This window comes from Paraburkholderia sp. EB58, from assembly GCF_050436665.1.
Classification (GTDB): domain Bacteria; phylum Pseudomonadota; class Gammaproteobacteria; order Burkholderiales; family Burkholderiaceae; genus Paraburkholderia.
The window spans coordinates 1-21,403 of the sequence record NZ_JBNDMQ010000060.1 but is presented as its reverse complement, the minus strand read 5'-3'; the positions used below and the strand labels follow the sequence as shown (position 1 = coordinate 21,403).

The following is a 21,403-nucleotide window of genomic DNA, read 5'->3' as shown; positions in this document are numbered from 1 at the left end:
ATGGCGCGAGCGAAAAACGGCGTATTCACGATTGCGTCATCGTGCGGGACGGACTGCCTTCCAAATAGCGGGCGCAGTGGCATCTTTGATGCGCAACCGTGCGAGGTTGAACTGATCTTTGCGAATGCGATGCATCAACTCGACGCCCGATATCGTAATGGCCGCATTCCTGAAGCGTTTGAAGCCGAGCATTGCATTGACCCTGGACTTGATGTTCCGATGATCCTGCTCGATCAAATTGTTCAAGTACTTCGACGATCGCAACCTCGTGTCCGCGGGCAAAAAACTGGTTCGCCTTCATTTCGTGCACCGCGTGGTGAGAGGCAGCGTAACCGTCCAGCGTGATTGTCTTTGGAGCGAGCCGTTGACTCCTGATCGCTTTCGCGAAGAAAGCCTTGGCCGCAGCGACATCGCGCCTGGCGCTGAGCCGGAAGTCGACCGTCTTTCCTGCGTGGTCAACTGCACGGTAAAGATAGACCCATTTGCCACGGACTTTCACATACGTCTCGTCGACTCTCCATGAACGACCGGCGGATTTCGCAAACCGGTCCCAGCGCTTGACCAACTCAGGCGCGAAGCGTTTGACCCAGCGCGTGATCGTAATGTGCGCCAACGACAGCCCCCGCTCGGCCATTATTTCAACGAGGTCTCTAAGGCTGAGCTTGTAACGCAGATACCAACGCACACACACGACGATGACTTCGCGGTCAAAGTGGCGGCCGTTGAACAGCCTGAGCGTCTACCCCGGTTGCCAGTGCCATTCGAAACCGGCCATGCTGCAGGTGGAACAGATCTGCGCGGGCCGGGGAACCGCGCGCTTTACCCCTATAGCCGTAGTCCTGATTCGGAAGCGGAAGCCGTGGGCGCGAGCCGCCAAGGCGGGAGACCATGCGGTCGATCCATTCTCTCCCCCATTTACACCCATTCCGACCCGGACTAAATGGGTGTAAATGGGCGTATTGGTTGATGTTCAAAACTGACACCCTACAGATCACACTAGAGATACTGGGCCTGATAGCCCGGATCGACGAATTCAAAGGCGCATGGCGTGCCCTGGGCACCCTTGCTCCGGACCGGCTGTCGTCGCTGCGGCGGGTGGCCACCATCGACAGCATCGGCTCGTCGACCCGCATCGAGGGCAGCAAGCTCACTGACCGGGAAGTCGAGCAACTGCTGTCGAATCTGGCCATCCAGAAGTTCGAGACAAGGGATGAGCAGGAAGTGGCCGGCTACGCCGAGGTCATGGACCTGATGTTCAGTTCGTGGCAGGACATCCCTTTCAACGAAAATCACATCAAGCAGCTGCGTCAGATCCTGCTCCAGCACAGTCTGAAGGACGAACGGCACCGGGGCCTCTACAAGAACAATAGCAATAGTGTGGCCGCTTTTGACGAAAATGGCAGACAGATCGGCATCGTCTTTGAAACGGCCTCCCCTTTCGACACGCCGCGCCTGATGACCGATCTGGTGTCGTGGGTCAGCGATGGGCGCGCAAAGGCGCGCCTGCATCCGCTGCTGGTCGTTTCCATTTTTGTGGTCGTATTTCTGGAGATCCATCCATTCCAGGATGGGAACGGCCGCCTCAGTCGCGTGTTGACGACCTTGCTGCTGCAGGCCGGATACGCCTATGTGCCGTATAGCTCGCTGGAAAGCGTCATCGAGGCGAACAAGGAAGGCTACTATCTGGCGTTACGCCAGACGCAGGGAACCATCCGCAGCGAGGCGCCCAACTGGCAGCCATGGCTGATGTTTTTCCTTCGCTCACTTGCCGAACAGGTGCGCCGGCTCGAGAAGAAAGTCGAGCGCGAGAAAATCGTGCTGGCATCTCTGCCCGAACTGTCGTTGCAGATCGTTGAGTTTGCCCGCGAGCACGGGCGTATTACCATGGCCGAGGCCATCAGACTGACCGGTAGCAGTCGCAACACCTTGAAGCAGCACTTTCGCGAACTGGTCGAACGGGAACATCTGGAACCGCATGGCAGTGGGCGCGGCGCATGGTACGGCCTTGGCCTGAAGTGATTCGGTCCGGTAACTAGCCTGGTCGCTACCCCGGCAACTTCGGAATACAGGCGCCGATCCCCGCTTTAGCATCCCACGATCGATGAATCCGACCACCACGTTTGATGTATCTGCGGTTCTGTCCCACGTACCTTCGCCAAGACGCACGGGAGGTCGGGTGTTGTACCTGATTTTGACGGTGTACTTCATCCCGAGGACGTCAGGCGTGACAGGAAGCGGCGGCCCTACGTCGCGTCGCCCCCGGGACACACGCTGTTTGAACACGCGGATCTGGTCGCCGATCTGCTTCGACCTTATCCGGAAGTGCGCATCGTGCTGTCGACCAGCTGGGTGCGGGTGTACGACAGCGTGAGCAGGGCCACCAAATGTCTACCGCCGGAATTGCGGCTACGTGTCATTGGCGCGACCTATCATCGTCAAATGAGCGTGGATGGCTTCCTGCAGATGTCGCGTGGGATGCAGGTCTGGGCTGACGTCCAGCGCCGCTCACCGGATGCCTGGCTGGCTATCGATGACGACGACAGTAACTGGCCGACGTGGTGCCGCGAGCAGCTGGTCCGGACCGACGAAGTGCTCGGACTCGGCTCTCCCCCCGTGCTCGACGCATTCACGAGAAAGCTGGCCGCGATGGCTCACGTTGACAATTCGGGGCAAGCGAACTCGCGCTAGACTGGCGTCGCCCGGAGGGGCTCGGCGCGAACAGGCGACCCGTCGATCGGATATGTACGGGTCGTGGCGTTTCTGGCTGCAGTGTCGCCGCAATGATTCCCCGTCACTGGACCTGCATCTCGTGTAGCAGTAACAGCTTCGCTTTCAGCTCATCGAGCACCTGTGGTGCACTTATCCCGAGCACTTCGTCGGTCCGGACCAGCTGCTCGCGGCACCACGTCGGCCAGTGAAGGTAATCGTCATCCAGTGCCAGCCAGCCGGCGGGTTTCCTGCGCAACACGTCTGCCCATATCTGCATGCCTCTCGGCGCCTGCCGGAACGACTCCTCGTCCATGGCCTGGTGATACGTTGCTCCGATCACCCGGGCCTTGAGCTCGGGCGGCAACTTGCGCGCCACGCGATGAACGCTCCTGTACCAGCGCACCCATGATGTGAACAACACAATGCGGATGTCCGGATACGGCCGCAACACAGCGGCAAGCAGCGGAGCATGCTCGAAAAGAACGTGGCCGGAGGGACTGGCAATGTACGGACCGTTGCCCGCGCGCCGGCGCACGTCTTCCGGATGCAGCACGCCGTCGAAGTCGAGAAAGAGCACGTGGCCGCCTGTGGCGACCGGAGGCGTGCGCGCTGGCTGCCCTGCTGGGCGACTTCATCGGAGACTACGACGACGTCCGCTACCGGCTGCCTGACGTCTCATCATGAGACCAGTCGGGCGGCACAAGGCCCAGCTGCCGCGCGGTGGCGGCAGGCAGACGCAGTGTCACCGTGCCACCGTCGGCCTCCATGTCCGCGAACATCGTGACATTGGCCTGCACGCCCTCGAGCTCCAGATAAACGACGTCCTCTGGCTCGAACAGTTCGGTATAAACCTTCCAGCCAGGCATCTCACCTTCCCGCTGCTGGAACCCGATCGTACGTTTGGTGCCCATGGTTTGCCTGTGATCGCGTGACGGAATGGCCAGTGTAGCCGGATGACGGCACGCAGGCGACAGCGGCTCTTCCGGAAACGGCCTCCAGAGCATGCCCGCCAGGGCGCGGCTTCTGAACAACGTCTTAGCCATTGGAATCCGCACAGGGTGCAGCATGATTTCCACGGTCGGCGCGCAGCCGGACATCGTTGGTCGTAGCGATGGGCACCCCGATGAAATCCCGCTCCGGCATTTCGCGGTACTCCTTCCGAAACGGCAGGTACAGCCTGACGATCCAGGTACAGGATCAGGCCCATCATCAAGGGCGGCGCATAGGGAGCACGCCCAGTGGCAGCGTAGCGCTGTTCGAACGGCAACCAGTCTTGCTCGCCGAGCAAACGTGCGACGGTAAATGGTGCGTGCTGGCCAGATTGCTTCAGGTACGTTCCCAGCCGCGTCGTCCCCAGAAAAATAGCGTGCGCATCTCCGGTCACGAAGCGACGACCGCTGTTGACTGCCGTGCGTAGCAACGGCGCGTCCAGGTCCTGTGGCACACCATCAAACAATCTGAACTGCGCATCATCGGGCGAAGGTACTTTGCGCGCCGTGCTCATCGTGGTTTCCTGCCGTTTCGTTCCAGGCAGTATTGTATGGACCCGAGGGCTTTTGCGACAGCCTCTGAAGGGACGGGTTTGACGCGCACTCGATCAAAGGCCATGACAAGCCCGATTCTTTCATCGCCTGAAAGCACAGAATGAGAAGGTCGATGGCAAACTCCATTTTCTCGCTGGAGACACCGAACTTCTGCAGGACGAGAACCGAGCCGAGCATATGGGGCTGTGCAAGAAATATCTCATCGATCAAGCCTTCCTTCTGCTTGAGGTTCAGCGCCCGTATGACTCTCATTGCCTGCGCCACTGCGTCCAGCGAAATACGGCTCATTTTATCCTTTCCTGTTACAGAACTATGGATCGCAAAATTTCCATAACCGTTTGTCCTTCCTGCACGTCCTTCGTAAATACTTGGCCGCCATCCTCGTGGCCGGTCGTCGGCGCGACTTTCGTGTTGTTGCATACCACGCAGGACAGGCCAGACGATGGTACGGAGATCTTGAAATTTTTCGATTGGGCATTCAAAGACGGCGGTCAGGCTGCGGAGGCCCTGGACTACATTTCATTGTCTGACTCTGTCGTGACCGAAATCCGCTCACAGTGACAGACGAAGGTCAAGGACGCTTCGGGAAAGCCACTTGCGAACTTCAAATTCTCCCACCTGTGGCCAGTCAAACTCCCCCAGGCAGGAAGCGTTGGATTATGAGTGGGCGGTGGTACTGACGGTGATGCGGGCAGCGGCCTCCTTGAGCCGATAGCTCTTGCCTTCGAACCCGTCTAAACCCTTGATAAACCTGCCATAGCGGGCTGTGGCGTAGTCCAGCGAAATTCGATGTTGGAGTCAGCTTGAAATAAAAACGAGGAGCCGGACGCGCAAACGTAGCCATCCCGTAAGGAGACGCGTGCTGTCGTCAAAGCCGTTTCTTTCGACGCACGGTACACTAGCCAAAAGAAACTAGCCGCAAATAATTCGGGAACCTCACTTGGCCAAAGTCTCCACGATCCGCGATGTCGCCGAATTGGCCAACGTGTCCAAAGCGACGGTCTCGCGTTACCTCAACGGCACGCTTACGCTGCCCACCGAGACGAAAAAGCGCGTCGACGACGCCGTGGTCGCCCTCAATTACCGGCAGAACAGTCTTGCGCGACGTCTGAGCATCGGCAGCAGCGAGACCATTGGCCTAGCGATGCCGGATGTCGCCAACCCGTTCTTCGGCGAACTCGCTGACGCGGTCGAAGAAGCCGCCTCTGAAGGCGGCTTCGGACTGTCGCTGTGCATCACGCGCAACCGGCTGGAACGCGAAGCGCTCTATCTGAGCTGGCTCGACACCCAGCATCTCGACGGCCTGATCTTCGCGACCAACCGCCCGGACGACGGCTCGCTGAAGAAGCTGATCGGCGAGCGCAGCAACATCGTGCTGATCGACGAGGATGTGCCGGGCGTCGATGTGCCCAAGGTCTTCGTCGACAACGTCGAAGGCGGTTATCTCGCCACGAAGCATCTGATCGACGCTGGTCACAAACGCATCGCACATGTCACTGGGCCGGAAGCGCTTTTCACCGTGCGCGAGCGTCTCGAAGGTTATCGACGCGCGCTCGACGAAGCCGGCCTGCCCTTCGACGCGTCGCTCGTCCTGTTCGGCGCGTATGACCGCCGCTTCGGTCACGTAGCCGCAGCCGAACTGATTGCGCGTGAGACTCCGCCTACTGCTGTGTTCGCGGGCAGCGACTATCTCGCGGTCGGCATGCTGGAAACGCTGCGCGACCGGGGTCTGGACGTGCCGCGCGACCTGTCGATTGTCGGCTTCGACGACATGGAGTTCGCCAGCCTGCTGATGCCGCCCATCACCACGTTGCGGCAGTCCGCCCGCGAAATCGGCCGCGCGGGCGTCGCCATTCTGCTGGCCATGCTCGCCGCCGACAACGATGATTCCGTAGGCGCAGCCGCCGCGCTGGCCCCCGCTGCCGCGCCGGGCAAGCCGGTGCATCGACTGCCGGTGCGGCTGATCGAGCGGGCCTCCGTCGCCCCGCCGCGAAAGCCCTAAGTTTGCGTAACCCAACCCCCGTACTTACCCTGGTCTTTATTGAAACGGTTGACATCCCAATACTCGCCACTTAACTTTAATAAACCGGTTTACAAAGAGGCGGGCGCAATGTCGGTTGCGTCCTTTGAAAGTCTTTTCCACTCCCGGCGCGGCACCTTCTGGCGTGCCGCGCCGTTCACTCAGAAAAAGGGACTTCGATGAACGCAGCACATCCCATGCGCCGGCTCGCCGTCACCCTCCTCGCGCTCTCCATCATCGGCGCCAGCGGCAGCGCGTTTGCCGCTGACAAGAAGAAGATCGCGCTCGTGCAGATCAATCAGGAAGCGCTCTTCTTTACGCAGATGGATCAGGGCGCGCAGACGGCCGCGAAAGCCGCCGGCGTCAATCTTGAGATCTATAACTCGAACAACGACCCGAACGCACAGAACAACGCGATCGAAACCTACATCCAGCAAAAGGTGGATGCGATTCTGGTGGTCGCGATCGACGTGAACGGCATCAAGCCGGCCATCACCGAAGCGAAAAAAGCCGGCATTCCGGTCGTCACCATCGACGCCATCGTGAACGGCGACAACTCGGTCCAGGTGGGCGTGGACAACAAGAAAGTCGGCGTGGATATCGGCAAGTACACGGCCAACTACATCAACAAGAATCTGGGCGGCAAGGCGCAGATTGGCGTGGTGGGCGCGTTGAACTCGTTCATCCAGAACGTGCGGCTCGACGGCTTCAAGGAAGGTGTCGCAACGGCACCGGGCGCGAAAATCGTCTCTACCGTCGATGGCCAAAACGTCCAGGATCAGGCGCAAACTGCAGCTGAAAACCTGATCTCGGGCAATCCGAATCTGCAGATCGTTTATGCGACCGGCGAACCCGCATTGATCGGCCTCGTCGCGGCGGCTTTGTCGCAAGGTTCAACGGATCATCTGAAGGTTGTCGGCTGGGATCTGAGCGCGCAGGCCATCAAGGGAATCGACGCGGGCTTCGTCACGGCCGTCGTGCAGCAGGATCCGGAAGGCGAAGGCAAGGCGGCCGTCAGCGCGGCGCTCAAACTGATCGCCAAACAGCCGGTCGAAAAGAATATCTCGGTGCCGGTTACCATCGTGACGAAGGCGAACGTGGATAAATACCGGGCTATCTTCAAGTAGGCTCCGGCAATTTCGAGCAGGATTCAAGGCAGGGTCAACTGAGCAGCAGATTTGCCGCACGAGGACATGCAGATGAATAGCGTTGCCATCCCTCCACGCGTACGCATGGAGAACATCATCAAGAGTTACGGCGCGGTGCAGTCCTTGCGCGGCGTGAATCTGGAAGTGGCGCCCGGCGAAGTGCTGGGCCTCGTCGGCGATAACGGCGCGGGAAAATCCACGGTATCGAAGGTGCTGGCGGGCGCGGTGATTCCCGACAGCGGCCGCATCGAGATCGACGGCAAGCCGGTGAATTTCACGGACCCCGGCGATGCCCGTGCGCATCACATCGAAATGGTCTATCAGGACCTGTCCTTGTGCGATACGGTGGATGTGGCCGGCAACCTGTTCTTCGGCCGCGAACCCCTGCGGCGCGTGCTCGGCATCCCCGTGCTCGATCACAAGAAGATGCATCACGACGCCCGCGAAATGCTCGACGGCCTCGGCATCCGCATTCCGAACACGCATCTCGATGTCGAAAACCTGTCGGGCGGCCAGCGCCAGGCCATTGCGATTTCGCGCGCGGTCTCGTTCGATCCGAAGGTGCTGATCATGGACGAACCGACTGCCGCGCTCGCGGTCGCGGAAGTCGAAGCGGTGCTCGAACTGGTGCATACGATCAGCCAGCGCGGCGTGAGTGTCATCCTGATCAGCCATCGCTTGCAGGATCTGTTTCTGGTCTGCGACCGCATCAGCGTGATGTACGAAGGACAGAACGTCGCGGACCGCAAGATTGGCGAAACGAATCTGGAAGAGATCGTGGATCTGATCGTTGGACGTAAATTCAAGGCGCGCTCGGCGCGCGCGCTCGCGGAGGATTGATCGTGGAAATTGCCATGCACAAGGAAACGGACCAGAAGGCGCGGCGCCGCTCGCTGCAACATCTGTTGGGCGGCAATGCGGGCGTGGCCAGCATCGCGGTGTTTTTCGTCTGCTGCGCGTTGGCTTTCGGCTTCGCCACCGACACCTTCCTCACCACCGGCAACCTGCTGAACGTGCTGCGCCAGAGCGCGCCGCTGCTGATCGTCGCCGCCGCCATGACGCTGGTGATCACCACCGGCGGCATCGATCTTTCAATCGGCTCGACGCTGGCGCTGGTCGGCGCGCTCGCGGCCATTGCGCTGCATGCGGGCATGTCGGACGGCGTCGTGCTGATTGGCGGCCTGCTGCTCGGCGCGTTGATTGGCGCGATCAACGGTTACTTCATTGCATGGGCCGGCATGCCCGCGTTCATCGTGACGCTTGGCACGCTGTCTGTCGTGCGCGGTCTCGCGCTGCTGATCACGCAGGGCTATTCGGTGCCTATCGAAAACGACGGCTGGTTCGTGCAACTCGGACGCGGTCATATTCTCGGCGTGCCGATGCCCGCCATCATCTCCGTCGTGATCCTTTTCGCCGGCTGGTTCACGCTGCGCCATATGCGGTTCGGGCGCTACGTGGTCGGCATCGGCACGAATGCGGAAGGCGTGCGCCGCGCAGGCGTCAACGTTCGCATCGTCACCTTGAAGGTCTACATTCTGAGCGGCGCGGCAGCAGGTCTCGCCGGGCTCATCACGACTGCGCGGCTTGGCAGCGGTTCGTCGAATCAGGGCGTCGGTTTTGAACTGGCGGTGATCGCCGCCGTGGTGCTCGGCAGCACGAACCTGTTCGGCGGACGCGGCACCATCCTCGGCACGCTGCTTGGCGCACTGACGATTGCCGTGCTCGGCAACGGGCTGATTCTGATCCACGTATCGCCGTTCTATACGCAGATCATCCAGGGCGCCATCATGCTGCTCGCCATCTGGATGAACACGCGGATTTTCTCGCAGCGGCGCGGCAAAAAGGGTTAAGCAATGACGTCGATCTTTCGTCATGTTTCGCCGCTGCCGGTGGGCGTGGACAGCGGCCATGTAATGACCGTGCTAGGTCCCCTGCCCGTCGAGAAAATGGGCGTGACGCTGATGCACGAACACATCCTGCTCGACGCGTCCGGCAAGTGGGTGCCGCCGTCATGTTGCGGCGACCGTGACATTGGCGAGCAGAAAGTGCATATCGGCATTCTCGGCGCGCTGCGCATGAATCCGTTGATGAACCGCGACAACTGCCAGTTGTTCGACGTCGAAACCGCAATTGAAGAGTTGATGCGCTTTCGCGAGCTGGGCGGCGAAACGGTGGTGGACCCGACCAATCTCGGCATTGGCCGCGATCCCGCCGCGCTGCAGGTCATCGCACGGCGCACGGGGTTGAACATCGTGATGTCGACGGGCTTCTATCTGGAGCCGACGCACCCGCGCTACGTCAGCGAACGATCCATCGACGATCTGGCCGAGCAACTGATTTTCGAAGTGGGCGGCTCAGACAGAAGGCCTGCGGTTATAGCAGGATTGATCGGCGAGATTGGCGTGTCAGCGGCGTTCACGGCCAATGAAGAGAAGTCACTGCGGGCAGCCGCGCGCGCGAGCGCGGCGACGCGCGTGCCCTTGTCGGTGCATCTGCCTGGCTGGGTACGTCACGGCCACCGCGTGCTGGATATCGTCGAAACAGAAGGCGCGGATCTGAATCACACCATTCTGTGCCACATGAATCCGAGCCACATGGACACGGAATATCAGCACACGGTCGCGCGGCGCGGCGCGTGGCTCGAATACGACATGATCGGCATGGACTATTTCTACGCCGACGAAGCCGCGCAATCACCTTCGGATGAAGAGAATGCGCGCGCAATCAAGGCGCTGATCGACGCAGGCTTTATCGACCGCGTGCTGATGTCCCAAGATGTATTTCTCAAGACCATGCTGACCCGTTACGGCGGCTTTGGATACGGCTACATCCTCAAACATTTCGTGCCGCGGTTGCGGCGCCACGGTGTGACGGACACGCAGATCGAAACCATGATGATCGCCAATCCGGCAAGGGTGTTTGCGCGGCAACGCTGAAGGGCGCTGCGCTCACTGGATGCCAAACACACGCTAACGCAAACAGATTCGGTAAACCGGTTTAACGCTGCGAGGGCCGCCGCCGACACGGCGGTCCGCGCGCCAAACAGGAGATTTCGCATGACCCAATCCGCCCAATCAGCCAAGTCGGTATTGCTCGCGGGGGAAAGCTGGACCAGCACGTCGACGCACATCAAAGGCTTTGACCAGTTTCCGACGGTGACCTATCACAACGGCGCCAGGCTGTTTCTCGACGCGCTGAAAGACAGCCGCTATGCGATCACACATATGCCGAGTCATGAAGCGCAGGAGGACTTTCCGACTACGCTCGAAGGCCTGCTCAAGTACGACGCCATCATCCTGTCCGACATTGGCGCGAATACATTGCTGCTGCACCCGGATACGTGGGCCAAGAGCCAGCGCACGCCGAATCGTTTGAAGCTGCTGCGCGAATATGTGAAGGCCGGACGCGGACTGATGATGGTTGGCGGTTATCTGAGCTTTCAGGGCATTGCAGGCAGCGCGCGGTTTCGCGGCACGCCCGTCGAAGAGGTGCTGCCGGTGACGTGCCTCCCTTACGACGACCGCTGCGAAGTGCCGGAAGGATTTACGCCGCAGGTGATCGCTGAGCATCCGCTCGTCGCGGGACTCGGTACTACGTGGCCGCATCTGCTGGGGTACAACGAAGTGCAGGTGAAGCCGGGTGCAACGGTCATTGCCACTGTGCCTGAGACCGGACATCCGCTATTGGTTGCCGGTGAGTATGGTCAGGGTCGCACGCTGGCGTGGACGAGCGACATGTCGCATCACTGGTTGCCGCCGGAATTCTCGGACTGGGACGGCAGTGCGAAGTTGTGGCTGAATTGCCTCGACTGGCTCACGTCAGCCGCGAAGTAAGTTCTCTGGACACACCGTGGACACCATGCTCGCACCTGACCCGATCGAACTGACCCGCAAGCTGGTCGCCTCCGACACGATCAACCCGCCCGGCGACGAAGAATGGAGCGCGCGTTATCTCGCCCAGATTCTGAGCGCCGCGGGTTTCGACGTGAAGCTGCAGCGCTTCGGCGAGCGTCGCTTCAATCTGGTGGCGAAACTTGCTGGCGCCCAGGGCGGTAAGCCGCTCGGCTTCACCGGCCATCTCGACACGGTGCCGCTTGGCACCGTCGAATGGACGCATGACGCGCACGGCGGCGAAGTTGCCGACGGCCGTCTCTATGGGCGCGGGTCGAGCGACATGAAAGCAGGCATCGCGGCGTTCATCGTCGCGTGCCTGCCGATGATCGATACGTTGCGCGCGTCCCACGGACTGCAACTGATCCTCACCGGCGGAGAGGAAACCGGTTGCGACGGCGCACACGCGTTGACGCGTGCTGAACCTGGCATGCTGGAACCGCTGGGGGCGTTGATCGTCGGCGAGCCGACCAGCAATCGGGTCGTGGTCGGACACAAAGGCGCGCTGTGGTTGCGCGGCACGGCGCGCGGCGTGACCGCGCATGGCGCGATGCCGCAGGAAGGCGTCAATGCCATCTACAAGGTGGCGGAGGCGCTGCGCAAGATCCAGCAGTTCGAGGTCGGCGCGGCGCATCCGGTGATGGGCGCGCCCACGCTGAACGTAGGCACGATTCAGGGCGGTTTGAACATCAACTCGGTGCCCGACCGCGCCGAGTTTTCCGTCGACATGCGCACCGTGCCGGGCATCCGGCACGCGTGCGTCGTGGATCGACTGCACGACCATCTCGCCGACATCGAGCTTTCACCGATCATCGACTTGCCGCCCGTTTATTCGGATCCCGAAGATTCTTGGATTGCACGTGTGAGCGGACTTGCACGTGCACGCCGCGGCACAGACGGCGCATCGCAAGCACCGTGCACGGTGCAGTTTTTCACCGACGCCGCCGTGCTGTCGCCGGCTACCGGTCATCCGCCTACCATCATTCTCGGTCCCGGCGAACCGGAGATGGCGCACAAGACCGACGAGTATTGCCGCGTGGATCGTCTGCTCGAAGCGGTCGATCTCTACCGCGACATCCTGATCGACTGGGTCGCGCAATGAGCACCGCCATCAGTCCGACGCCGCGCATTTGTGTGGTCGGAAACGCGGCTATTGATCTCAACCTGCGCGTCGCGCATCTGCCGTCGCCGGGTGAAACTACCCTCGCGCTCGACAGCACATCCGACTTCGGCGGCAAGGGCGCAAACCAGGCGGTGGCCGCCGCACGCGCGGGCGCACCGACGCTGCTGTTTGCCGCCGTGGGCGAAGACGCGGACGGCGACCGGCTGATTACGCAGTTGAACGCCGAAGGGGTCGACACGCGCCATATGCTGCGCCTGCCCTGTCCCACGGATCTTTCTATCGTCACCGTCGACGCAGCGGGCGAGAACACCATCGTCACACGCAATCAGGCTGCGACGTCGTATCGCCCGGAGCGGCGTGCGTTGCTCGATGCCACCCACGCCGGCGACTGGATCGCGCTGCAAGGTAACCTGAGCGCCGAGGTCACCGCCGAGGTGTTGCGCACGGCACGGCTCGGCGCCTGCCGCACACTGCTCAATCCAGGACCCGTTCGCTTCGATTGCCTGCCCTTGCTGGCCGACGTGGATGTGCTCGTGGTCAATCGCGTCGAAGCCGCTACGCTGACGGCGCAGGAAGATGCATCGCTTACCGCCGTCGCGCTGCAAAGAGCCGGCGCGCGCGATGTCTGCGTGACGCTCGGCTCAGAGGGCGTACTCTGGTGCGATGATCACGGCACCCGGCATCTCGATGCGGTGCACGCCGAGGCCGTCGACACAGTCGGTGCCGGCGATGCCTTCTGCGGCACACTGCTCGCCGCACTCGCCCAGCGTCTGCCCATGCCGCACGCGTTGCGCTGGGCACAGGCGGTGGCCGCGTACAGCGTTGCCCGGCCCGGTGCGCAAGCCAGCTTTCCCGACCGCGCCGCCATGCGCGATTTACTGCATGCGGCCGTCCCTCAAGCCCCTTCTTCTCAGGCACGTTGAATCGATATGGAAACTTCTTCTGGTGTTGGCCGCGGGCGTCTCGATTGCGTCGAGCGGATTTTTAGCCGCGCACGCGGCGTGGTGATCGGCGTGATCCACTGCCCTGCGTTTCCCGGCTCGCCGCGCTATCAAGGCGCCGCAAGCGAAGCGCTATACGCCGCGGCACTTGCCGATGCGCTTGCGTATGCGAGCGGCGGCGTCGATGGCCTGATCATCGAAAATCATGGCGATGTGCCCTTCTCGAAGCCCGACGATATTGGTCACGAGACCTCGGCGTTCATGGCGGTGACGGCGGATCGCATCGCGCGCGAAACCGGCTTGCCGATTGGCATCAACGTGCTGGCGAATGCGGCCATTCCGGCCCTCGCCATCGCGGCGGCAAGTTCGGCGGCGTTCGTACGCGTCAATCAGTGGGCCAACGCGTATGTCGCCAACGAAGGGCTGATCGAGGGCGCGGCGGCCCACGCTCTGCGGTATCGCGCGCGTCTACGCGCGGGCGGCATCAGCGTGTTCGCGGATGCGCACGTCAAGCACGGCGCGCACGCCATCGTGGCGGACCGCGCGCTGGAGGAGCTGGTGCGCGACGTGGAATTCTTCGATGCCGACGCGATCATCGCCACCGGGCAACGCACCGGCGACGCTGCGAGCCCCGACTATCTACGGCAGATTCGAGCGGCGACGATCTTGCCCTTGCTCGTAGGCAGCGGCTGCACGGAGCGCAACGTGGCGGAGATTCTGTCGATTGTCGACGGTGTGATCGTCGCCAGTTCGTTGAAGGTGGACGGCGTGTGGTGGAACCCGGTGGATGAAGCGAAAGTGCGCGCGTTCATGCAGGCGGCACGTTAGTGTTTGTGGCGTCCGCGACGTTCAGCTGTTCGACCAGGTAGTCGATCAGCACGCGTAGCTTTGGCGGTAAGAAACAGTTCGCCAGATAGAGCAGCCACACCGAGCCGATATGCCTGCGCTTCCAGTTCTCAGTCGGCCAGCACCTGCACGAATTCGCCGCGTTGCAGCGCGCGAGCGGCGGCGAATTCCGGGGTTCTGTTGCAGTAAGCAGCGGGACGTCTTCCACGACGCATCTAGTACGGCCAACTGCAATAGCGGCTTTTTTGTGTGTAACTGGCCTACGTCAACCCGCGTCGGGTCACATCCCGCCCGCGGGCTCTGTCAAGTTGACGAGAGTAGGTTACTTTCGTGGATAAAGAGTAGTTATCCTTATCAGGTGGTTTTACAGGATGCAGTGGTGACAGTCCAACCATGCCAGGTGGCGAAGCGTTCTTTGAGTGCGGCACGGTGACATGCCGCGCTCATCTGATGTCGGGGCAACGCGAAGTGCTGCCGAATAGGGCCGAAACATGAGAGAAACGCCTGCGTGCGACGCGCGTCGCGAAAGCCACACATCTGGCGTTCGCGCCTGCGGGTAGGCTGGTGACTGTTCTCCGCACGGTTGTTTACGACTGCAGCCGCTTTGACGAAAACGTGCTTTACATGAGTGAGCTCGGGAATATCAGCTTTTGCCGCGGGATAGCTGCGCAGCTGGTCGGTAACGATCCTGCGCGGCACCGGGTTTGAACGCAGCACCCGCCGGAAGAAGCGCTTTGCCGCGGCCTTGTCGCGCCGCTTTTGCACCGGCACGTCGAGAGTTCCGCACCATGCTCGTCGACCGCTCGCCACAACAGATACGGCTCGCCGCGTAGCATCACGAACATCTCGTCCAGATGCCATGTGCTGCGCGGCTTGCGCCGCGCCGCTTTGGCGCATCGCGCAAATCCAGCGCCGAACTTGTCGCACCAGCAACGGATCGTTTCGTATGTGACGAGACACCACGCTCAAGCAACAACTCCTCGATGTCGGGCAGGCTCAGGCTGAACCGGAAATACCAGCGGACCGCGCAGCTGATGACGACCGCAGGAAAGCAGTGGCCGTGATAAAGCGATTTTGTCTTCTTCATCACCACATTCTACCGCTGCCTCTCAACCAACCTGACAGAGCCATTACGGGAGCCCGAGGCGAATTTCTGCAAGGAACGTCTCGAATCGAAATCCCCGGACATTGTTTATCGATAAGGGCGACCATGCCGAGACCGCAAGCTGCCGCGCTTGTGGGGCCAGCGTTGGGTGTCCCTCTGGGGCACTTCCGATGACGGCAATCGCGACCCGATCCATGACACACTAATGAAAAACCGCTTCGCGGCCGGCGCGTCTCTGGTGCAAATAGCGGAAATGACCGAGAAAGCTGGTTTTGATAGGATCGCTCATTGATCCGAGAGAGCAGTATTCCGAACCTCAGGCGCAGTACTATCGAAGGCTCTCCGGCGTGCACGGCCGAGTTTGAAGCGGCGTGCTGCCGCGCTTCGACGCCAGAAAGACAAACAGCGACCATCTGCCTTTCATGAATATTTAAATCAGGCCTGATCGCAAAGCCTTGTCGGGCCTGAAACGGCCTACCGTCGTAATCTGTAGAGAAATCACGGGGATTCTTTGACAGAAGGATGCGAGGGATATTGCCCAACGAATCGGCAAAACGCCTATAATGAACGGGCATATTGCCGATGGAGGTCCCATGACAATCGTTTCGTTTAAACCGACTGGCGCGGCCGATCCGCGACGGGCCGAGTTCAACATGCTCGAGCAACTGCTCGACGCCCGGGTTCAGTCCGGTGCAGATCTCGCGGAGATAGCGAACGCCCGTGTGGACGTTGCCGTGATCGACCGGCTGTCGGAGCGTGGGCTAAAGGTGGACGAACTCTCTTTCATCATTCCCCGCCGCACGCTGACACATCGGCGCCAGCATCACGAGCGACTATCGACCGACGAGTCAGACAAGGCGATTCGGCTCGCGAAAATTCTTGCTCAAGCCACGTCGACCTTCGGGGACCCGGACAAAGCAATGGTCTGGCTCAGGAACGGTCAGGTGCGCTTTGGAGGAAAGTCGGCACTCGATATGGCCAGCACGGAGCACGGGGCACGTCTCGTAGAGGAAGCGCTTGTCCAGATAGACGAAGGTTACTTCGCTTGATGGCCCTCTGGAGAATAAGCAACTACGCGGATCTGAGAGGTACCGGTGGGCTCCGCGCTCCGGGACGATGGCACTACGCGGAACGGCCCATCGTCTATCTGGCCGAACACCCCGCGCTGGCCCTCCTTGAGATTCTTGTCCACATGGAGATCGCCAGCGTGGGCCAACTGCCTGACGGCTATCAATTGTTGCGTGTCGAGGTCGGCGATGACGTCCCAGTTGCTGAGATCGCGGGTGCCGATGTCCCTGAAGACTGGCGGCAAAATCCAGACTGGACACGCGGCGCGGGCACGGAGTGGCTGCAGACAGAAGCGGGCGCCGTTCTGAAAGTGCCAAGCGCGGTCGTTCCCTTCGCCCACAACTTCCTTCTGAACCCAGCACATCCGGCGGCTGACGCCGTGCGGATTGTCGAAGCACTCCATGTGAAGCATGACGAACGGATCCTAAAGCTCCTGACTCGCAGCTAAGTATTCTTATCCCCTCGTCGGCGGCCCGTGTCACCGAGGGCCAACCGCAACGCAGCGGCCGCCCAAGCCACGCCAATCTCATCGTTTTCGCACTTCCAGTCTCGCGAGACGCGGTCGAGTCTCACTAACCTTGGGGTCTGGCGCAGGTTTCGATGCTAATGTCTTGACGGCTTCGCGGGTGATGCCGCTTGCCGACTTGTCGAAGCGCAACCCTTTGAAGGAGGCCTGCCGCACGAGACCGTCGGCGCTCCATTCGGCGAACTCAACCTCCGCGACCAATACTGGCTGGACCCAGCGCTCGCTGCCGGCGGCGCGCCGGGACCCCCGCCGTGGTTTGGCAGTGGGGCAGTGGCGACGTCAAATAGCGCGGAATACGCTTCAAGCGCGGTCAGGCGGGTCCACGGGAGGCGTGGTTCAGAATCGGCGTATTTGGGTGATACGGACGAGCGAGCGCCGCCTGCCTGTTAAGACCGGATTCGTTAGCAATGCCATTTAAATGGAGATCGTGAACGTCTCCGCGTCAGGTCCGATGTGGCTGCAGTGGGTCGAACCCGAGCAACATGAGTCGGTGCGGACGGTCCTGACCGTTCATCAGTTCGCGCGGACTCTTGCATTTGTGTTCAGCCGGCGGCTGCGTACCAAGCGCCGATGGTTCAGGAAGGGTGGTTCCCGCTGTCTTGTTTGATCGGCATAGGGGACGGCGCTAGGCCGTGCCCCTGCCACACCACCCGGCATGCGGGTCCGCACCGGGCGGTTCAAGAAGTTGAGGTCATGCGAGTCGAGGGAAACCGAGAGCGTCAAAGTATTCGACCGTGAGGATGCGGTTCAGCCCAGCTTCGCTGTGCCTCCACCAGTGCCCCGCGCCTCCCGCCACGAGTGCGGCCAACTCATGGTTAGCACCGAGGCTGCGGAGGCGACTGTAGGTCGTCGTTCCCGTGCGCCAGTGCTTGAGTTGGATGGCCCGGAGTCGGTGGCGTATCCACGAGTCCAGATTTTTGAATATCTGCGGGGTTTGGGCCAAACGGAAGTAAGACTTCCAGCCCGGCAGATACGCCCGCATCTGTTCCGCAATCTGGGCCATGCCTTGGCCGCCGACACGTCTGGTGATGACCCGAATACGCTGCTTGAACGTGTCGAGCGCCTTTGGAGCCACTGCAACCTTGACGGTATCTCCTGACCATCGCCGCAGGCAGTAGCCGAGGAATTTCCGTCCGAACACTGGACCCACTGCGGTTTTCTTCTCGTTCACGCGGAGATGCAACTTCTCATACATCTTTCGCATCCAGCACAACACTCGTTCGCCCGCCTTCTGACTGCGAACGTACACGTTGCAGTCGTCGGCATAACGGGCGAAGCGATGGCCGCGCTGTTGCAGCGCCCGGTCCACTTCGTCCAACAACACGTTAGCCAACAGCGGAGACAGCGGGCCGCCTTGCGGCGTCCCTTCGTCACGCGCCATTACCACCCCATCTGCCATGATCCCGACTTGCAGGTAACGCCGAATCAGCCGCAGCACGGCCTTGTCAGCGATCCGCCTCGCGAGTCGGTCCATCAGGATGTCATGGTTGACCCGATCAAAGGAAACCACGACAGACTACCCCATCCCAAGACGTTCCTGAATCGGTCGTCATCACACGAGCAGGTCATCCATTCGAAGGCCTGCGCCTGCAGGTCATCAGCCGACGGCAACGCGCTGGCCGACCGCATCTCCTGCTGCTTCTTCCAGACCAGTCGCGCGGACTGATTCCCGTCGACTGGACCGATTTCATTGCCGATGTGACGGGGACCGCCCCGGCATCCGACGTGCTGGGTTCACTCGCCGACCTGCTCCACGCTCGCGTCATCATTGACGCTTTACTGCGCCAAACGGAACAGGAGAGCAACGATGCAACTGAACCTGGCCTTCGAGGACCTGCCGCACGACGACAGTCTATGGGAGCAAATCGACGAAGCGACACGCGAAACGATGATCGATCGGCTCGCGCAGGCGATCGCAAAGGTCGTGATCGTAAGTCGTCCAAACGAACTGGAGCACAACGATGAGTGATGCATCCCACAAGATAGCCGCGAGCCATCTGCAGCGTACAGCGGTCGTCTACATCCGCCAGTCCAGCGCCAGTCAGGTTGAGCACAACCGCGAATCGACACAGCGCCAGTACGCGCTTGCTCAACGTGCGCTCAGCCTCGGCTGGCACGAACAGCAGGTCAGTGTGGTCGACGAGGATCTGGGCCTCTCGGGCGCCAGTGTCGCACATCGTGGCGGCTTTGCGCGCATGACCGCCGAGGTAGCACTGGGGCACGTCGGAATCATTCTCGGACTCGAAGTCTCGCGTCTGGCGCGCAACAACTCCGACTGGTACCGTCTGCTCGATTTGTGCAGCATGACCGATACGCTCATCGGCGATGCCGATGGCGTATATAACCCGGCGCTTTTTAACGATCGGCTATTGCTCGGCTTGAAGGGCACCATGAGTGAAGCCGAACTGCACATCCTGCGCGCCCGTCTGGATGGCGGCATTCGCAACAAGGCAGCCCGTGGTGAATTGCGCCGCGGGTTGCCAACCGGGCTGGTATGGGGCGAGGCCGACGGCGAGGTGAGACTGCATCCCGACGAAGCGGTGGTCGGTGCAATACGCGCCGTATTCGCCCGTTTCCGCGAATTCGGCTCAGCCCGCCGCGTCTGGCTGTGGTTTCGCTCGGAGGACCTCTCGTTCCCCCTGCAGATGCATCACAGCGACCAGATCCGCTGGATCGCGCCGACGTATCATGCGATCCATAGCGTGCTCGCCAATCCGGTTTATGCTGGTGCCTATTGCTACGGCAGGAGCCGGCAGGAGCGATACATCGACCCGCAGGGGGGACTGAAGACGCGCGTGCGTCGGCTGCCGCAGTCGCAGTGGGCCGTGCTCATCAAGGACCATCATGAAGGCTATATCGACTGGGCAACTTATGAAGCCAATCAGGTTCGCCTGGGTGGCAATATCAAACCCACGCCGCATCACGCCGGAGGGGCCGTGAGAGAGGGCACAGCCTTGCTCCAGGGTCTGGCGATCTGCGGTCACTGTGGCCGGCGACTCAGAACCCACTACCGCGGCATGAACGAGACGCCGGGATACCATTGTGCGAATAAAGGTGTTGTGAATGGCCGTGGCGTCTATTGCCTGAATGTCGGTGGCCTGCAGATCGACAGGGCTGCCGCCGAAGCCTTCCTGCGAGCCGTCGAACCTGCCGGTCTGCAAGCTGCTGTGCGGGCCGCAGAGCTTCTCGAAGCCGATCATGACGCCGCGCTTGTGCAGTGGCGACTGGCTGTGGAACGCGCGCGCTACGAAGCGCAGCGGGCCGAGCGCCGATACCATGCCGTCGACCCCGAGAATCGCCTGGTGGCACGTGGGCTCGAAGCCCAATGGGAGAAACGTCTGCACGAACTCGAGCAGGCACAACATGAGCTGGAGCGGCGCGAGCAGCTCCGCCCTCGAACGTTGAGCGTTCAGGAACGCCAAAGCCTCCTGGTACTCGGCAAAGATCTTCAGCTACTGTGGTATGCACCGAACCTCGCCATGCGTGACAGAAAGCAGTTGCTGCGCGCCCTGCTCGAGGAAGTGACGGTTACCGTTCATCGCGAACAATACCAGGCGCATCTTAAACTGCGCTGGCGAGGCGGCAAGCTCACCGAATGCGATGTGGAGCTGCCCCGCTCGCGGCCCGCCACGATCCGCACCGACGAAGAGACCCTTGCGCTGGTCCGTCGGCTCGCGCAGCACTATCCCGACGCCACCATTGCGGGCATCCTCAATGCGCAGGGTCGGCTGAGTGCACAGGGGATGCGTTTCAACCAGAATCTCGTGGGTAACCTGCGCCGTCACTGGAAGATCCCCTGTTTCGAACCACCCGCCGAGCAGCCCGATGGAGAACTGCTCAGCGTCCGCCAGGCCGCCCGCGTGCTGGGCACGGCATCGTCGACACTCCATCGCTGGGTCAATGACGGCTTCATCGCCGGTGAGCATCCCACGCCCGGTGCGCCCTGGCGCATTCGGATAACAGAAGCATTGCGTCGTATCTTTGTTGATAGCACTCCTGATGGATACGTCGCGATGCAGGTCGCAACGCAACGACTCGGTGTTTCCCGTCAAACTGTGTTGCAGCGTGTAAAGCGCGGCGAACTCGACGCGGTGCTGGTCCGCCGCGGTCGATGCAAAGGCTTGCGTATCAAGGTCGTCAGCGAACAGCCGGACTTCTTCGAACGCACTTCATGAACCAGAGGGCATTGCTATGAGAGATCCAAGAACTTCTCAAGGTCAACGTCAACTACCACCCGGTATCCATCCCGCGCGTAACGCTGTGCCTGTAGCACCGCGTGATGCGCGCTCCGGCCGGGCCGGAAGCCGTAGCTGAACTCTGAGAATGTCGGGTCGATCAACGGTTGCAGGACTTGCAGCAGCGCCTGCTGGATGAGCCTATCGGTGACTGTCGGGACGGTCAGCGCGAACTGCACACGTGCTCAACGAGCATTTGGGTTGGGCGGAGATCTGTCATCCATTTCATCCGCTTAAGGGCCAACGGT

At 61.2% G+C, this 21,403-nt stretch carries 21 protein-coding genes and 3 pseudogenes; 16 read left to right on the top strand and 8 right to left on the bottom strand.

Features of this window, described 5'->3' with window-relative positions; all coding sequences use genetic code 11:
* Nucleotides 1-36: 36 nt before the first annotated feature.
* Nucleotides 37-730 (bottom strand): IS6 family transposase gene (locus tag P3T40_RS42585; protein ID WP_429273681.1). Its coding sequence is split into 2 segments (ribosomal slippage): nucleotides 37-273 and nucleotides 275-730, totalling 693 coding nucleotides; the frame shifts between segments, so codons are not numbered across the junction.
* A gap of 158 nt (nucleotides 731-888) precedes the next feature.
* Between P3T40_RS42585 and P3T40_RS42580 the strand changes: the two genes are divergently transcribed.
* Both P3T40_RS42580 and P3T40_RS42575 read left to right on the top strand, forming a co-directional pair.
* Nucleotides 889-2,019: a Fic family protein gene (locus P3T40_RS42580; RefSeq protein WP_429273670.1), complete on the top strand. Its 1,131-nt coding sequence runs from the start codon at nucleotides 889-891 to the stop codon at nucleotides 2,017-2,019.
* A gap of 108 nt (nucleotides 2,020-2,127) precedes the next feature.
* A complete protein-coding gene (locus P3T40_RS42575) occupies nucleotides 2,128-2,688 on the top strand; it encodes an HAD domain-containing protein (RefSeq protein ID WP_429273680.1) in 561 nt (186 codons plus the stop codon).
* A 103-nt stretch (nucleotides 2,689-2,791) separates the two neighbouring features.
* On the opposite strand, the gene P3T40_RS42570 is transcribed toward P3T40_RS42575, so the two are convergent.
* The 3 genes from P3T40_RS42570 to P3T40_RS42560 form a co-directional block, all read right to left on the bottom strand.
* Nucleotides 2,792-3,286, bottom strand: a complete 495-nt coding sequence (locus P3T40_RS42570) for an HAD domain-containing protein (protein WP_429273669.1) — start codon at nucleotides 3,284-3,286, stop codon at nucleotides 2,792-2,794.
* 79 nt (nucleotides 3,287-3,365) lie between these two features.
* The gene (locus P3T40_RS42565) at nucleotides 3,366-3,752 is read right to left on the bottom strand and encodes a hypothetical protein (protein WP_429273668.1); all 387 of its coding nucleotides are present in this window, start codon (nucleotides 3,750-3,752) and stop codon (nucleotides 3,366-3,368) included.
* Nucleotides 3,753-4,178: 426 nt separating this feature from the next.
* Nucleotides 4,179-4,541: a hypothetical protein gene (locus P3T40_RS42560; RefSeq protein ID WP_429273667.1), complete on the bottom strand. Its 363-nt coding sequence runs from the start codon at nucleotides 4,539-4,541 to the stop codon at nucleotides 4,179-4,181.
* A gap of 90 nt (nucleotides 4,542-4,631) precedes the next feature.
* Between P3T40_RS42560 and P3T40_RS42555 the strand changes: the two are divergent.
* From P3T40_RS42555 to P3T40_RS42510, 10 genes and pseudogenes are all read left to right on the top strand, one after another.
* A pseudogene (locus tag P3T40_RS42555) lies at nucleotides 4,632-4,814 on the top strand (phosphate ABC transporter substrate-binding protein PstS); the annotation flags it as partial.
* A 379-nt stretch (nucleotides 4,815-5,193) separates the two neighbouring features.
* Complete coding sequence (locus P3T40_RS42550; RefSeq protein WP_429273666.1) at nucleotides 5,194-6,255, top strand: LacI family DNA-binding transcriptional regulator; 1,062 nt, start codon at nucleotides 5,194-5,196, stop codon at nucleotides 6,253-6,255.
* Between the two features lie 197 nt (nucleotides 6,256-6,452).
* Nucleotides 6,453-7,400 carry a substrate-binding domain-containing protein gene (locus P3T40_RS42545; protein WP_429273665.1) on the top strand — a complete coding sequence of 316 codons (948 nt, stop codon included), beginning with the start codon at nucleotides 6,453-6,455 and terminating at the stop codon, nucleotides 7,398-7,400.
* A gap of 72 nt (nucleotides 7,401-7,472) precedes the next feature.
* Entirely contained in the window at nucleotides 7,473-8,261 is a 789-nt protein-coding gene (locus P3T40_RS42540) for an ATP-binding cassette domain-containing protein (protein WP_429273664.1), read from the top strand.
* A gap of 14 nt (nucleotides 8,262-8,275) precedes the next feature.
* Complete coding sequence (locus tag P3T40_RS42535; protein WP_429273663.1) at nucleotides 8,276-9,271, top strand: ABC transporter permease; 996 nt, start codon at nucleotides 8,276-8,278, stop codon at nucleotides 9,269-9,271.
* A gap of 3 nt (nucleotides 9,272-9,274) precedes the next feature.
* Entirely contained in the window at nucleotides 9,275-10,357 is a 1,083-nt protein-coding gene (locus tag P3T40_RS42530; RefSeq protein WP_429273662.1) for a phosphotriesterase family protein, read from the top strand.
* Between the two features lie 120 nt (nucleotides 10,358-10,477).
* Nucleotides 10,478-11,254, top strand: a complete 777-nt coding sequence (locus P3T40_RS42525) for a glutamine amidotransferase (RefSeq protein ID WP_429273661.1) — start codon at nucleotides 10,478-10,480, stop codon at nucleotides 11,252-11,254.
* A 25-nt stretch (nucleotides 11,255-11,279) separates the two neighbouring features.
* Nucleotides 11,280-12,413 (top strand): M20 family metallopeptidase, encoded by a 1,134-nt coding sequence (locus P3T40_RS42520; protein ID WP_429273679.1) that lies wholly within the window; start codon nucleotides 11,280-11,282, stop codon nucleotides 12,411-12,413.
* On the top strand, nucleotides 12,410-13,357 hold the full coding sequence (locus P3T40_RS42515) for a ribokinase (RefSeq protein WP_429273660.1): 948 nt from the start codon (nucleotides 12,410-12,412) through the stop codon (nucleotides 13,355-13,357). The genes P3T40_RS42520 and P3T40_RS42515 overlap by 4 nt, the downstream gene beginning before the upstream one ends.
* A 6-nt stretch (nucleotides 13,358-13,363) precedes the next feature.
* Entirely contained in the window at nucleotides 13,364-14,203 is an 840-nt protein-coding gene (locus P3T40_RS42510; RefSeq protein WP_429273659.1) for a BtpA/SgcQ family protein, read from the top strand.
* Between the two features lie 372 nt (nucleotides 14,204-14,575).
* Here P3T40_RS42510 and P3T40_RS42505 read toward each other — a convergent pair.
* Nucleotides 14,576-15,308: pseudogene (locus P3T40_RS42505) on the bottom strand (IS6 family transposase).
* A 611-nt stretch (nucleotides 15,309-15,919) separates the two neighbouring features.
* Between P3T40_RS42505 and parS the strand changes: the two are divergent.
* Together parS and P3T40_RS42495 are read left to right on the top strand one after the other, a co-directional pair.
* The gene (parS, locus tag P3T40_RS42500; RefSeq protein WP_429273658.1) at nucleotides 15,920-16,375 is read left to right on the top strand and encodes a type II RES/Xre toxin-antitoxin system antitoxin; all 456 of its coding nucleotides are present in this window, start codon (nucleotides 15,920-15,922) and stop codon (nucleotides 16,373-16,375) included.
* Nucleotides 16,372-16,842 carry an RES family NAD+ phosphorylase gene (locus P3T40_RS42495; protein ID WP_429273657.1) on the top strand — a complete coding sequence of 157 codons (471 nt, stop codon included), beginning with the start codon at nucleotides 16,372-16,374 and terminating at the stop codon, nucleotides 16,840-16,842. Before parS ends, P3T40_RS42495 begins: the two co-directional genes overlap by 4 nt.
* 78 nt (nucleotides 16,843-16,920) lie before the next feature.
* On the opposite strand, the gene P3T40_RS42490 is transcribed toward P3T40_RS42495, so the two are convergent.
* Nucleotides 16,921-17,121: a hypothetical protein gene (locus P3T40_RS42490; protein WP_429273656.1), complete on the bottom strand. Its 201-nt coding sequence runs from the start codon at nucleotides 17,119-17,121 to the stop codon at nucleotides 16,921-16,923.
* A gap of 490 nt (nucleotides 17,122-17,611) precedes the next feature.
* Entirely contained in the window at nucleotides 17,612-18,430 is an 819-nt protein-coding gene (locus P3T40_RS42485) for a reverse transcriptase domain-containing protein (protein WP_429273655.1), read from the bottom strand.
* A 297-nt stretch (nucleotides 18,431-18,727) separates the two neighbouring features.
* Here P3T40_RS42485 and P3T40_RS42480 point away from each other — a divergent pair, with 297 nt between their 5' ends.
* The gene (locus P3T40_RS42480; protein WP_429273654.1) at nucleotides 18,728-18,889 is read left to right on the top strand and encodes a hypothetical protein; all 162 of its coding nucleotides are present in this window, start codon (nucleotides 18,728-18,730) and stop codon (nucleotides 18,887-18,889) included.
* Entirely contained in the window at nucleotides 18,882-21,095 is a 2,214-nt protein-coding gene (locus P3T40_RS42475) for a recombinase family protein (RefSeq protein WP_429273653.1), read from the top strand. The genes P3T40_RS42480 and P3T40_RS42475 overlap by 8 nt, the downstream gene beginning before the upstream one ends.
* Before the next feature lie 23 nt (nucleotides 21,096-21,118).
* Here P3T40_RS42475 and P3T40_RS42470 read toward each other — a convergent pair.
* Nucleotides 21,119-21,322 (bottom strand): annotated as a pseudogene (locus P3T40_RS42470) (reverse transcriptase domain-containing protein); the annotation flags it as partial.
* Between the last annotated feature and the right edge of the window lie 81 nt (nucleotides 21,323-21,403).